This window comes from Eikenella glucosivorans (assembly GCF_016025525.2).
GTDB classification, from domain to species: domain Bacteria; phylum Pseudomonadota; class Gammaproteobacteria; order Burkholderiales; family Neisseriaceae; genus Eikenella; species Eikenella glucosivorans.
Window position 1 is genome coordinate 127210 of record NZ_JACSGR010000004.1, and the last position, 13505, is coordinate 140714.

The 13505-nt window shown below is 53.9% G+C and carries 12 protein-coding genes; 3 read left to right on the forward strand and 9 right to left on the reverse strand.

Features of this window, described 5'->3' with window-relative positions; translation table 11 throughout:
• Positions 1-22: 22 nt before the first annotated feature.
• From H9Q10_RS06175 to H9Q10_RS06205, 7 genes are all read right to left on the reverse strand, one after another.
• Positions 23-568, reverse strand: a complete 546-nt coding sequence (locus tag H9Q10_RS06175; protein ID WP_197903095.1) for a hypothetical protein — start codon at positions 566-568, stop codon at positions 23-25.
• Positions 546-1646 (reverse strand): AcaB family transcriptional regulator, encoded by a 1101-nt coding sequence (locus H9Q10_RS06180; RefSeq protein ID WP_197903096.1) that lies wholly within the window; start codon positions 1644-1646, stop codon positions 546-548. The genes H9Q10_RS06175 and H9Q10_RS06180 overlap by 23 nt, the downstream gene beginning before the upstream one ends.
• A 352-nt stretch (positions 1647-1998) precedes the next feature.
• Positions 1999-3600, reverse strand: coding sequence for a hypothetical protein (locus H9Q10_RS06185; protein ID WP_197903097.1), 1602 nt, complete (start codon positions 3598-3600; stop codon positions 1999-2001).
• Positions 3601-3617: 17 nt separating this feature from the next.
• Positions 3618-4370 (reverse strand): hypothetical protein, encoded by a 753-nt coding sequence (locus H9Q10_RS06190; protein ID WP_049258595.1) that lies wholly within the window; start codon positions 4368-4370, stop codon positions 3618-3620.
• A complete protein-coding gene (locus H9Q10_RS06195) occupies positions 4367-4969 on the reverse strand; it encodes a DUF2857 family protein (RefSeq protein WP_049258594.1) in 603 nt (200 codons plus the stop codon). The genes H9Q10_RS06190 and H9Q10_RS06195 overlap by 4 nt, the downstream gene beginning before the upstream one ends.
• Entirely contained in the window at positions 4962-6578 is a 1617-nt protein-coding gene (locus tag H9Q10_RS06200; RefSeq protein WP_197903098.1) for a ParB N-terminal domain-containing protein, read from the reverse strand. The genes H9Q10_RS06195 and H9Q10_RS06200 overlap by 8 nt, the downstream gene beginning before the upstream one ends.
• Positions 6575-7495 carry a ParA family protein gene (locus H9Q10_RS06205; protein WP_218042256.1) on the reverse strand — a complete coding sequence of 307 codons (921 nt, stop codon included), beginning with the start codon at positions 7493-7495 and terminating at the stop codon, positions 6575-6577. Before H9Q10_RS06205 ends, H9Q10_RS06200 begins: the two co-directional genes overlap by 4 nt.
• Positions 7496-7742: 247 nt before the next feature.
• Here H9Q10_RS06205 and trpS point away from each other — a divergent pair, with 247 nt between their 5' ends.
• Complete coding sequence (gene trpS / locus H9Q10_RS06210; protein WP_197903099.1) at positions 7743-8750, forward strand: tryptophan--tRNA ligase; 1008 nt, start codon at positions 7743-7745, stop codon at positions 8748-8750.
• Positions 8751-8834: 84 nt separating this feature from the next.
• Here the strand turns inward: trpS and H9Q10_RS06215 are convergent, their stop codons facing one another.
• Both H9Q10_RS06215 and hslO read right to left on the reverse strand, forming a co-directional pair.
• Positions 8835-9770 (reverse strand): dihydroorotate oxidase, encoded by a 936-nt coding sequence (locus tag H9Q10_RS06215; RefSeq protein WP_197903100.1) that lies wholly within the window; start codon positions 9768-9770, stop codon positions 8835-8837.
• A 657-nt stretch (positions 9771-10427) separates the two neighbouring features.
• Positions 10428-11318 (reverse strand): Hsp33 family molecular chaperone HslO, encoded by an 891-nt coding sequence (gene hslO / locus H9Q10_RS06220; protein ID WP_197903101.1) that lies wholly within the window; start codon positions 11316-11318, stop codon positions 10428-10430.
• Positions 11319-11438: 120 nt separating this feature from the next.
• Between hslO and rfaD the strand changes: the two genes are divergently transcribed.
• Both rfaD and H9Q10_RS06230 read left to right on the forward strand, forming a co-directional pair.
• On the forward strand, positions 11439-12440 hold the full coding sequence (rfaD, locus tag H9Q10_RS06225) for an ADP-glyceromanno-heptose 6-epimerase (RefSeq protein ID WP_197903102.1): 1002 nt from the start codon (positions 11439-11441) through the stop codon (positions 12438-12440).
• A 396-nt stretch (positions 12441-12836) separates the two neighbouring features.
• Positions 12837-13274, forward strand: coding sequence for a GNAT family N-acetyltransferase (locus H9Q10_RS06230; protein ID WP_197903103.1), 438 nt, complete (start codon positions 12837-12839; stop codon positions 13272-13274).
• Positions 13275-13505 lie beyond the last annotated feature (231 nt).

Genomic DNA, 13505 nt, shown 5'->3' on the forward strand with positions numbered 1-13505 from the left:
CCTGTGTATCTTTATGTTCCTTTCACTTTGTACCAACCACCACCGACACCGGAATATTTTGTGACGCCGACATAAACTCCAACTCATTTAAAAAAGCGTAATCTGATTTCAACTGCTCCAGCATCCGTTTTACTTCATCATGGTACTGCCTCATGGCTAGGTGCACACGCATATGCAGCAGCCTTTCGTCATATGAGGCATTGGCGGCATCTAGCTGTGCTGCAATCGTGGCCCAATCTGTAATGTCCTTACGTTGTTTGCCGATATATTCCGCCCAACAAATACTTGGGACATGAAAGTCTTTACTGGGGTATGCTGGCAGAGAGGCATGGTTTACCGGTGTGGCACGGTAGGCTACACGACGCACCAGACCCATTTGCCGAGCCGACTGCACAAACTGCTTGGCTTCACTTACCAGTCTGTATATTCTCCCTTCGATGGAAGCAATTTCCATTGCTACAGCCGTTGGTGCCCTAACCTTTAATTGGCCACACACTACATCCTTGCTATCAGAAAACAAATCGCCCATAACTGCCTCGAAGTTATCATTTATCAGCAGCCGGAACATCGGCAGCTGCTTCAGTCAATCCTGATTCGAATGCAGCGGTTTTCAATGCAGCCAACGCTATCTCATCGGTTATGACTTGCTCAATAAACGCATAGGCCGGTGATACACGATACAACAGCACTGCTTCTGGTAATGGCGGTAATGCTCTAGCAGCCACGGCAGCAGACAGTTTGGCTGACATTTTCGGATCATCCAGTAGGGTTTGTCTCGTTACCCCCTGGATTTGCCGCATTTTCATGGCGGCAGTATACAGCCCTTGTAACAAGGAACGTATCCTACGGCCACCTTCGTAAATAATCCGATTGCTTTCAGTGTTACTGGTCAAACCTTTGCTGCCCATCGTGAGAGCTAAACGCACCAACATATCGTAGGACATCAAAAGTTGCAGTAACCTGAAACCATATCCACGCATGGAATCTATCTTGATCAACAGTGGATCACGATTAGCCATGACAGCAATATGGATGCCGGTGGCCGCGTAATCAGCAATCTGCTGCCTCATCTTCCCGGTTTCTTCTTCTAGGTAAGTTGCCACTGCTGCCAAATCTTGCTCGAAAGTCAGCAGTTCAGCGTGAGCGAACGGATTATCCTGTTTGGCCGCACGTACTAGTTCGCCAGACAGTGCCATACCATATCGAATACCAGGCCAGCGGTGGCTTTTTCGGTCATTCTGCCCCTCCCACATTCGCACTGCATGTTTGGTCTGCAATTCGAAAGTGTCACCGCTGCCGCTCAGCTTACCCATGTCATCGAAAGCCTGGTCTTCAGATAAATAAACCTCGTAATCGTCCAAATTAATCGAAGAGGGAGAGCGGGAACGTGCCCGCCCTGAATGAATACGTAAACGCATGATGTGCTGCTTCAGCAACAATTCGTGTTCTGCCAATATTGCCAAATCGGCAGCATCGGTTCCGTCGCCATCTCCATTGGCAGTAGCCGCCAAGCGAGAGCGCTCCCGCAACCAGTCGTAGCCGTTTGAGAATACCGATTGCTCAGATGTTGGGAAGGGAGCATCGAAAGTTTGGGCCACTTGAATGGATTTTGGTTTGATAACCAACTTCTGTTTGTTGCGGGACATGCTGAATACTCCTATCTGTTGTGCGGTTGGTGACCGCAAAATAAAGATTAATATTTTCGGATCCGGTTACTAAGTTTTGGAAAAGTGAGTTGTGCTCTAAGCTAATGGTTTGTGACCAGTGGTCACAACTGTCGGGCGGCCTGGTTTAATACAAGCATGATTTCTGCCTCAGGGACTTTGGGAAAGATCCTCTTCTTTATTGGCGTTGTCATCCCACCAATTCTAGTTTGTGACCAGTGGTCACAAATGCCAGTTCGCTTGGATTATCGTTGGCCCAGTTCCCCCTTACCCTTAAAAGGCTTTTGTCGCACAAAATATCCTTACGGCGAGCTATTAAAGCCCATCACCTGCACTAACTGCTATTTTCTGTAGATCGTATTCCAACCGTACGCAATACCGAACGACGTAAATCTTCCGTGTTTGTGGTACGTTTTACATCATTACCTGCTGTATTACCTGCTGTCGCAGTACCCTGCTTTTGCAGTGATTGTTCCTGCTCCAACCTGAATTGCTCCCAAGCTTGTTGTTTTTCTCGTTTCTCGCGTACTAACGGAGCCAAGATGCAGAGTAATTCGCCAGCAGCAGCTTTGCGACAGAGCACGGTCAGTAGGCCGAGGGGGCTGGTTACGGGTTTGGTTTGGCCAGCGATCTCATCCAATATCTCCTGCAGGGTTTCGTTGGTAGCGGTGGGTAGCAGTTTATCGAACAGCTTGCGGCTTTGTGTTTTTAAGCTGCTACCAAAATTCTGTGGGTAAACTAGGCCGTCGAAGCGGTTTTGTGTTGAAATGGTGGCGGGGTTTTCATCTTGCGAAGCAGACACTCCTCCTACATCTGCCACACACTCTACCGCTTGCCTGTTTGGGTCGGAGGTTATGTTGTAGTTGTTCCCGATAGGGAACTGGGAGTAATCACAATCTATAATAATTTTCCCTTTTGTACCTTCCGTATTTTCTTCTTTGTAGTTTCCTAATTTCCCTTTTTGTTGTTTCTCGTTTTCCTGTTTTGTTACAGCTGTATTATCCCTTTTGTCGTTTCTGTTCTCTTGTTTTGTGACTACTGGATTAGGCTCTGCATTGTCAGTATTCTCCTGAAAATGCACTCCTGTATTTTCCCTTTTGTTCTTTCTGCGATAATCAAAGGGATAGGGGTCTGATTGGATTTCAGGTGAGTCTAGGGCGAGTGTAGTGTTCCGCTCATCACAGATACTCTGTTCTAATGCTGACCAGATGGCTCTACCATTGAGGAGAGTAAAGATGCGGCGTGAAGCGAAGAAATGTTTTTCGATAATGAATTGCATGTTCTTCAGCTTATTGCGGGCGGTCAGCTGGGTTTTATAGGGCAACAATAAATGGCGCTGCCAAGCATGGATATCAAAACTGACAAACCAGCGTTCCTCCGAACCCACCCCCTTAGCCACGCTCTGTTGCATAATAAAGGAAAGCATAATGGCCGAGTGGATACAGCCAGTCAGGGTGACTAAATCTCGATGGTAGGCGATACGTTCTTTGAAATAACGCAGAAAGAATAGATCGGATGGTTGCCGGAAAGTAGCCAAATCAATGGTTGAGTCAGAAGTGCTGCTGTTAGCATGGCAGAGAGCGGTGGCTAAGGCTGGTAAATTTACCCGCATTTCAAGCCGGGCACCGAAGCCAAAGCGGCGCGTTTCGATTAGGTTACGCTCCAGCAGTTTCTGTTTGCAGGTACCCTGTTCGCGCTTGTTCAGGCCGGTTTCTTCCTCCATTTGAGCAATGGATTTGAACAACCAACCGTCCCGCTCTACCACTGACACACCGTGTCGTGTCCAATAAATTAATTGCGACAGGAACACCGCTGCTTTAATCGAACCAGTTATGTCAACCAAAGATTTATAGACAGCAATAGTTCGCCCACCCTGCAATGCCTGCTTGCAGCGCATGATATCGCGATTGAATTGGGCGGGGGCGGGTAGTTTCACAGTTATCCCTTGTGCCATCAGATCGTTATGGTCTGCATATAGCTGTCACTTAGCTCCGCTAGCCGCTGCAAACTGTAACGGCAGTGGCGTATACGTGGGAAACCGTCGTATTTAGTTTCCAATACACCGATATTGCGCAAGTCTTCAGCGGCTCGCCGCTGTTCGGTACGGCTCAGAAAAGTACGTTCGGTAACCACTTGCTCCGGTAACGGCACCCATGGGCTGTAAGCCTGTCTATCGGCCAATGCGGTGTGGGGTGTATCTGCCTGTACTACTGCGAGCAGCAGGCAGGTTTTGAAAGATAGACCATGGTGCAACAGCGTTTTTAGATGTAGGCGGTTGAGCGATACTGGTGCGGCTGCAATAGCGCACAGCGATAAATCTGCATGTTGGCGTAGCAAGCTTTCCAGTCTATCTCCGTTCAACCGGTACATTGACACACCGATATCACGTTCGTTGGTCAGGATTCCAGCATTCAGTAGGGTATCGCGTACCTTGTACCAACGTCCTCTTCCCAATCCGGTTTCCTGTCGAACAATATCTTCGTTCAGACTAACCCATTCATCCGGACGGTAACGCTCAATATAACAACTAAGGAAGTAGCCTGCTGTCACTGAATCTAAAGCTTGGGCGAATTGCACCACATAGGTAACTGGTTCTTCCCACAATGCAGCCAAGTAGGCGGTATTGCGGATGTCCAAATACGGGTATCCGCTGCCAAACGACTCAGGCGGCAGAGTGGCGACTAGTTCGCTGGTTGCGGGTTTCACGGGCAGCCCCCTTCAATAGCGGCAACTGTGCTGTACAGCTGGCCAAGCGTATAGTCTGGATAGAGTTCGGATAAGCGCTGATAACGTAGGAAGGTATCAGGCTCATCAACCATTGCCTTCCAATCGGCGGCCACTGATAGCTGAGTTTCCAATGGCAATGCCGGTAATCTGCCCTTATTGACTGGAATACACAACCGCTGGCGCATTTGCCGAACGTCATCAGCACAGAGCACTGGGCACAGCAGCAGGATCATGCGGTTGCTGCCGCCGTGGCGGATCAGCCATTCACAGCGTTGCATGTAGTATTGGTGTCGTTTTTGACTACCAACCACTTCATGCACTGCTTTGTGCAATGCGGATGGTGATAAATGGATTTCTGCTGCACCATCCAGCAACCCGGCCACCGCATGCAGCTGCTCAGGTGGTAGGTGTGCCAACAGGTCAAAGGTGTCGGTATATTTGTTCAGGATATCGGCGTTGGTTGCCTGTTCAGCTTTGCTTTTAGGCAGGACTAGTGTGGAAATCAGCAATGCTAGTATTTGGCCATGTAGCGGACAGTGGTTATCCAAACTTAGTCGGTAGACTTTTGCTTCAAGCATGGCTACCTCCCATGTCAAAAGCACGAACAGCACGCATGGCCGTTAAAATGGCTGCCACCGGCGCGGTGTAGGGGGTATCAGCAGTCTGCCACTCCAAGACCCTGTCTAGTAGGTACACCCGTTCGCCGATACCCATCGTACTGTATTCGTCCAAGATGTCGGCATCCTGATAGGCCGCTCGCACAGCTGAGGTTTTAGGCAGCATAAGGATAGGATTTTTTGCTTCCATAAAGGCACTGCCCATCAGCATATCTTGACCGGAAACACGGCACAAAAAGGCGAATACGTTACCTGCCTCTTCGTGTAGGTGGTCGATGGCGAATACTGCCTGCGGGTTGGTCTGAGGGATATTTTGAAAATCAGGGTATTCGAGATAGAAGCTGTAAGGGAAAGCTTGGTGTCCGTGGAAGCAGTCTTCCAATCCCACCATTGATAGCAGGCCGCGTACGGCGTGATGCAGGGCTTGAAGTGCTGTCTCACGGTTGGCATAGAGAGAAGTGGCGGCAGTTGCTATAGCCGAACGGGCATCATGCCGTTGTGCCACCGCATCGAGCGGCTGCACAACGGTGGTAGTAGTATCCGGTGTGGTTGGCACGTTGGATACCGTCTCAGCCGGTTTGACGGTATCTGCTGCTGTGACAGCAGATTTGATGGTATGGTTGTCACTTTCAGGTAGTCCCGAATTGGGAGTGGTTTTTGCAGCTTGTTGCCCCTGTATCTGTTGCAGTGCCATATCGCCAAATGTTTCAGCAAAACGCTGTTGCAGATAACGATTCAGGGAGGCTATATCCAGTTCCCGCGTCTCTGTACCACTCTGCTCGATCGCCCATGCGCTCAGGTTGCTGCTCCAGAAACCATCTAACTGTGGAAGTGAGCCAATAGTTTTAAGGGCATCTTGGAATTGATTGTAAAGTTTGCGGATATCAAAGGTCTTGGGATTGGACAGATGCTGCGCCAGTATTCCTAGGTCATTGAGATGATCAGCAGCAAAGAACATCAATCCTAATGTTTTGTAAGATAATGACAATCCATGTGTTAGAAAGAGCTGTTCCAACTCACGCAGACTGAGCCGTTTCTCACTTTCAGCCTGAAACATTCCCCGTATCGCGACATAGGCCTGTGCCTTGTCCCAAAAGCACATCTCCGCACGTTGTTCGTTCTCGATCAGATGGGCAATCTGAATATCAGCTTCCGAGGTGTATTCGGCAAAGATTGCCGGGATGACGGCGAAACGCTCGTCGCCGGTTTCGGCAAATAGTTCCTGTACAATTTTAAGACGGGTGTTGCCGCCCTGAGCCAGCACGAAGCGGCTGTCGCCGGGGCGGCGGGTAATATGTACCGGCTGCTGCACGCCGGTTTCGCGGATGGACTGTTTGATGTGACCGTATTGCTCCGGGTCATGGTGGATACGCGGGTTTTTATCGAAGAAATCGATTTCGTGTATTGATACATTCATAAACAGCCCAGGAAACACATCGTCCTTGGGCGCAATGTCCATTCCAGTTTGTGCTGGAGGAGCGACTAGCAGGCTGGCGAATGCAGTTTCGGCATTCAGCTGCAATTTCGGCCCAGTACGTTTTATTGTGCCAGAACGGTTGCTGCTACTCATGATCGCACCTCTGCTGACATATTATCCGTACCGGTATCGGCTGCTGTTTCTTCAGGCAACAGATTTTCCAGATGTTCGCCGAACAGATGACATTCCACCTGCTGTTCTTGAATCGGCGGGAACAGTTCGTATACCAACCGAATCATCTGTTGGCGGGCAGATTCCGATTTGCCCGAATGCTTCCATTCGTGGCAATGCACTGGAATTCGCAGCGTGGCTGCTTCTTTGTAGGCTTTGGCATAGGGGATTTCTAAAGGCAGTAGCTGTTTTTTACCGTCCAAGCTCTGGTTGAAATAGGCCTTGATGCCCTCGGTAATGATGCGCGCATCTTTAGTGCGGTCGCGGGCATAAATCAACGCCCGCAGCGGTGGAATCGGCAAGTTCATCACCGCGCCATGCGCCAGCCGATCTAAAGCTTCTTGTGTGCCTGAAACGAATTCCCGCGCACTCAGTGTTTCCGGCATGATCGGCGAGAGCAGCAGGTTGGCAGCAAAGCAGGCTGCATCCTGAATCACGCCGACCGAGCCTTTGGTGTCAATTAACACTGCGTCGTAATTCTCGGCAATGCAGGGGTGCACCAGCTTGCTGCGCAGCAGGAAGGCTCGGTCGGGGCGGTTCTGCACCTTGTTTTGCACGTCGTCACGGATATTGTTGGACAGGACAATGTCCAGATTGGGATAAACCGTATTGGAGATGGTCGATTGAATGACGGATTCGTCGTTTTTACCCAACAAGAGTTCTACTACACCGTTTGGTGCACGGTAGTGTATTGGGTAGAATTTGCTGAGCGATGCTTGGGTATCAGTGTCGATCATCAACACTCTGAACCCCATATCGGCCAGCACAGCCGACAAATTGGCGGTTACAGTTGTCTTACCAATGCCACCTTTGGTAGAGACTACAGTTAAAATTACCATAGCAAATATCCTTTTCTATCAAAAGCATATTCGCTTGAGGACAGTTAAAACCTATCGCACCGCATCTATTGAACTTACGGAAAATGATGTTTCGGCGCAGCCAAAGCCGAGTTTCTGCGAAGCTAAAAAATTTCTTCACCATCCCGCCGCAGGCATGACCGCCACCTGCCCTTGCACTATAATCCCCCACTTTCCGGCCGCATGCGCTGCCCCTCCTAATTCCCATCAAACCACAGAAAGCTCCACCATGAAAAAACGAGTCCTCACCGGCGTGACCACCACCGGCATCCCCCACCTCGGCAACTACGTCGGCGCCATCCGCCCCGCCATTGCCGCCGCCGCCGACCCCGCCGCCGAATCCTTCCTCTTCCTCGCCGACTACCACGGCATCATCAAATGCCACGACCCCGAAGTTATCCACGCTTCCACCCAAGCCGTAGCCGCCACCTGGCTTGCCTGCGGCCTCGACCCCGAGCGCACCACCTTCTACCGCCAAAGCGACATCCCCGAAGTGCCCGAACTCAACTGGATACTCACCTGCATCACCGCCAAAGGCCTGATGAACCGCGCCCACGCCTACAAAGCCGCCGTACAGGCCAACCTCGACGCCGGCCAAACCGACCAAGACCACGGCGTGGAAATGGGCCTCTACAGCTACCCCATCCTCATGAGCGCCGACATCCTCATGTTCAACGCCCACGAAGTGCCCGTGGGCCGCGACCAAATCCAGCACGTGGAAATGACCCGCGACATCGCTCAGCGCTTCAATCACCGCTTCAAAGAACTGTTTGTGCTGCCCGAAGCCAAAGTAGACGACAACGTCGAGCTCCTCGTCGGCCTCGACGGGCGCAAGATGAGCAAAAGCTACGGCAACACCATCCCCCTGTTTGAAGGCGAGAAAAAGCTGCAAAAAGCCGTGAACAAAATCATCACCAACCTCAAAGAACCTGGTGAGCCCAAAAGCCCCGATGAGAGCCCCTTGTTCGACATCTACAAAGCCTTCGCCACCCCCGCCGAAACCGCCGAATTCACCCAAATGCTCGCCGACGGCCTAGCTTGGGGCGAAGCCAAAAAACTGCTCGGCGCCAAGCTCAACGCCGAGCTTGCACCCAAACGCGAACGCTTCCACGAGCTCACTGCCCACCCCGCGCAAATCGAAGACATCCTGCAGGCCGGCGCCGCTAAAGCCCGCAAACAAGCCCGCGAGCTGCTCGATCAAGTGCGCGACGCCGTGGGCATCCGCGCATTGCGCTAATCTGCATAATCATTTGGTGCGAAACGACAAAAGGCTACCTGAAATTTTCAGGTAGCCTTTTGTCGTTGCAACGGCGGCTTGGGTTTAGCCGAGGTATTTCAATTTGCCGCGGAAGTCTTCCAGGGTTTCGTAGCCTTTTTCGGCCATGATGGCTTGGAGTTCTTCGGTGATGCGGGCGAAGGCGGCGATGCCTTCTTTGTGCAGGGTGGTGCCGATTTGCACCATGCTGGCGCCGCAGAGGATGTGTTCGAAGGCATCGCGGCCGGTGAGCACGCCGCCGGTGCCGATGATTTGGATGGCGGGGTTGAGCCGCTGGTAGAAGGCGTGCACGTTGGCCAGCGCGGTGGGCTTGATGTATTCGCCGCCGATGCCGCCGAAGCCGTTTTTGGGGCGGATGATGACGGTTTCGTCTTCTATATAGAGGCCGTTGCCGATGGAGTTGACGCAGTTGACGAATTTGATGGGGAATTTATTGAAGATGGCGGCGGCCTGGTCGAAGTGGACGATGTCGAAATAGGGGGGCAGTTTGAGGCCGAGGGGTTTGCTGAAATAGGCAAACACTTCGCTGAGGAGTTTTTCCGTGGTGTCGAAATCGTAGGCGATTTGGGGTTTGCCGGGCACGTTGGGGCAGGAGAGGTTGAGCTCGGTGAGGCCGGTGAAGCCGCTTGCCTGCACTTGGCGCAGGAGGGTGTGGGTTTCGTTGGGCGACATGCCGACGAGGGAGAGGAAGAAGGTGCGCTCGGGCTCGCGGTTTTGCAGGTCGAGCAGGTAGTCGAGGTAGTAGGCGAGGCCGTGGTTGGGCAGGCCCATGGAGTTGATGCTGCCCAGGGGTACGTTGCGGTAGCGCGGCTCGGGGTTGCCGGCGCGGGGCTCGAGGGTGGCGGTTTTGGTGACGAAGCTGCCGGCGGCGGAGTTTTTCACTTCTTCGAGCTCGGCGATGGTCATGCAGGCGACGCCGGCGGCGTTCATCAGGCAGTTGTTAAACTGAAAGCCGGCGATTTGGGTTTGTGTGCTGGGCATGGGTGCTCCTTGGGTTGGTGGCGGGACGCCCGGTATTGTACCTGAACGGCGGGGGCTTGGCTTGCGGCAGGGCAAGGGAAAGGCTACCTGAAAATTTTAGCTTCGCAGAAACTCAGCCTTGGCTGCACCAAGACATCGTTTTAGCAAAACTCGCTTTGCTCGTTTTCAGGTAGCCTTTCGATGGTATTTTTGGGTTGAGATAAATGTTTTTCAGGTAGCCTTTCCTGCTTGCACTCCGTTCACCTTTGCGCCTTATGCCGGCGCGGGCACTTCCTTTCTCTTTGCTTCGCCAAAGAAAGGAAGCAAAGAAAGGCGACTGCGGGCACAGGTTTGGCTTCGCCAAACTTCCCTCACTCCGCGCGGTTTTTCGGGCGGGCCCGAACTTGCGGCTACGCCGCTTCGGACAGGGCGTGCCCTTGTTCCCCGAAAAACCGCGCTCCGTTCGGCTGCGCCAGCAGGGTGGCGAAGGATTGCGCGTTTGTGGTGAAAGTTCTGTTTGGAGTTTGCGGATGGCAAAGGCTACCTGAAAATTAGTTTTAGCTTCGCAGAAACTCAGCCTTGGCTGCGCCAAGACATCGTTTTAGCTTTGCAGAAACTCCGCTTCCTTCGGAAGCTCCGTTTTCAGGTAGCCTTGATTGCGGGAAAACGGCACGGGCGTTATTGCAGCTGCTGCCCGGTCATGGCTTCGATTTCCATGCCGAACAGGCTTTGGATGTCGGTTTCATCGAACACGTATTTTTCGCCGCAGAAGTCGCAGTCGATGGCGATGCTGCCTTGTTCGGCCACGATGCCGCCCACTTCCTGCCCGCCTAGGAGCAGGAGCATGTCGCTCACTTTGCCGCGCGAGCAGGTGCAGGCGAATTCGAGGGCTTCGGGCTCGAATACGCGCGGCGGGGTTTCGTGGAAGAGGCGGTAGAGCAGGTGCTGGGCATCCAGATCGAGCAGCTCTTGGGCGGTGAGGGTGTCGGCGAGGGTGGTGTAGTGTGCCCAAGCGTCGGCATCGATTTGTTTTTCAGGCAGCCTTTGCAGCAGCAGCCCGCCCACGGCGTGCTCGGAGGCGGCGAGGGTGATGTGGGTGTCGAGCTGTTCGGAGCGGCGCATGTAGGCGGTGAGCATGTCGGCGATGCTGCCGCCTTCGAGGGGGACGATGCCTTGCCAGGGCTCGCCGTCGTAGGGCTGGAGAGTGATGCCGAAGATGGCGTTTTCGCCGAGCAGCTCGGTGAGGCTGCGGCCGTCGGTCAGGTTGGCCTGTTCGTTCCAGCGGGCGGTGGCGCGGCAGCTGTGGTTGGAGTCGGTTTCGGCCACCAGCATTTTGAGGTCGCCTTGGCCTTGGATTTGCAAGATCAGCTTGCCGGGCAGCTTGAGGTTGCTGGAAAGTAGGGCGCCGGCGGCAAGCAGCTCGCCCAGCGCGCTTTGGATAACGGCGGGGTAGTGTTTGCGCTGCACGATGTGCTGCCATACGCTTTGCAGGTGGACATGCAGGCCGCGTATGGGCTGGTCGTCGAAAATAAAGCGGGTGCGCAGGTTGGCGGCGGGATGGGTGTTCATGAGGTTTCCTTGTTTATTATTCGGCTTGGGCTGCAATATGGTTGCCGGCGGTGGAATATCAAGTTTCAGGTAGCCTGAAATCGGTTAGAATATGCGCCAACCGTTTATTAGGAGATACGCATGACCATCATCGTTACCGGCGCTGCCGGCTTCATCGGCAGCAACATCGTGCACGCGCTCAACCGGCGCGGCATCACCGACATCATCGCGGTGGACAACCTCAGCCGCGCCGACAAATTCCGCAACCTGGTGCACGCCGACATCGCCCATTACCTCGACAAACACGAATTCATCCGCCAAGTGCGCGCCCACCAAATCAACGGCGACAGCATCGAAGCCATCTTCCACCAGGGCGCCTGCTCCGACACCATGTGCCACGACGGGGTGTATATGATGGACAACAACTACCAATACACGCTCGACCTGCTCGACTGGTGCCAAGACGAACGCATCCGCTTCATCCACGCCTCCTCCGCCGCCGTATACGGCAAAGGCCAAACCTTCCGCGAACAGCGCGAGCTCGAAGCCCCGCTCAATATATACGGCTATTCCAAATTCCTGTTCGACCAAGTATTGCGCCGCCGCCTGGCGCAGGGGCTGCACAGCCAGGTGGTCGCCCTGCGCTATTTCAACGTGTACGGCCGGCAGGAGCAGCACAAAGGCCGCATGGCCTCCGTGGCCTTCCACCATTTCCACGAATACCGCGAGCACGGCCGCGTGACCCTCTTCGGCAGCTACGACGGCTACCCCGCCGGCGCGCAAAGCCGCGACTTCATCAGCGTGGAAGACGTGGCCAAAGTCAACCTCTTTTTCTACGACCACCCCGACATCTCCGGCATCTTCAACTGCGGCACCGGGCGCAGCCAAACCTTCAACGAGCTGGCCGCCGCCACCGTAAACGCCTGCCGCGCCCGCGAAGGCCAGCCCGAGCTGCCGCTGGAAGAATTGGTGGCGCAAGGGCTGATCGTGTATAGCGACTTCCCCGAGGCGCTCAAAGGCAAATACCAAAGCTTCACCCAGGCCGACATCAGCGCCCTGCGCGATGCCGGCTATGCCGAAGCATTTTATGACGTGGCCGCCGGCGTGCGCCGCTATGTGGATTGGCTGGCCGAGCAGGATTAAGGGCCGCCGTTTGGTTTTAACTGCGCGGCAATTCAGGTTTTCAGGTAGCCTTGAACGGCATCCGGGCTGCCTGAAAGCTTGTGCCGGATTATTTTCAGGTAGCCTTTGGTGCGCAAAAGGCTACCTGAAAAACTTTCTGGCGCGGCGGAGATGGGTTTCGTATGAAAAGCGGGCGGTTTCGGCCGGCAAAGTGCGGGCAAGCAGCCTGCGCCCCGTTGGCGGTTTGTGCCGATTGATTATTTTCAGGTAGCCTCAGCGCATAGGTGGGCTGGCTGCAAACGCAACCCCCGGCCAAATTGAACCCATTTTGATTTACCCGCTGGTTCGGCGCGCGGAGCAGGCGTATCATCTCAAGACCGGCCGTCGGCCAACCCCCGTAAACGAAAGGAGAAAGACATGATCCGTGCCGCCACCCTGACAGACCTGGATGCCTTAACCGAACTGTTTGCCGCCTACCTGGTGTTTTACCAAGTGGAATCGCAGCCCGAAAAAGCCCGCGCCTTCCTCAGGCAGCGGCTGGAAAACGGCGATTCGCGGCTCTACCTGTGCGAAGAAAACGGGCAGGCGGTGGGCTTTATGCAGCTCTACCCGTTGTTTGATTCGCTGGCGCTCAAGCCCTTGTGGATGCTGAACGATTTGTTTGTGCGCCCAGAATGCCGCAACCACGGCTGCGGCGCCAAGCTGATTGCCGAAGCCAAACGCCTGGCGCAGGATACCGGCGCTGCCGGCGTGATTCTGGACACCGCCAAAACCAACGCCCCGGGCAACGCGCTCTATCCGAAAACCGGCTTCCACCGGATTGAGGATTTCAACTTCTACCGGCTGGATGTGTAAATACGCCGGATTATAGGTTTTCAGGTAGCCTCTAAGCGCTCAGAGGCTACCTGAAAAACATTCGGGTACGCCGAAGGGGTTCACCGAATGCGGCTCAGGCGCTTGCCTGCAAAGGGCAAATGGGCTGCCGTTGCGTTTGGGTTTGGCAAAATGCGGGCGGGCAGCCTGCGCTCCGTTGGATGTTTCTGTTTGGATTTGCCATTTTCAGGTAGCCCGAAGGTGCGAACAGGC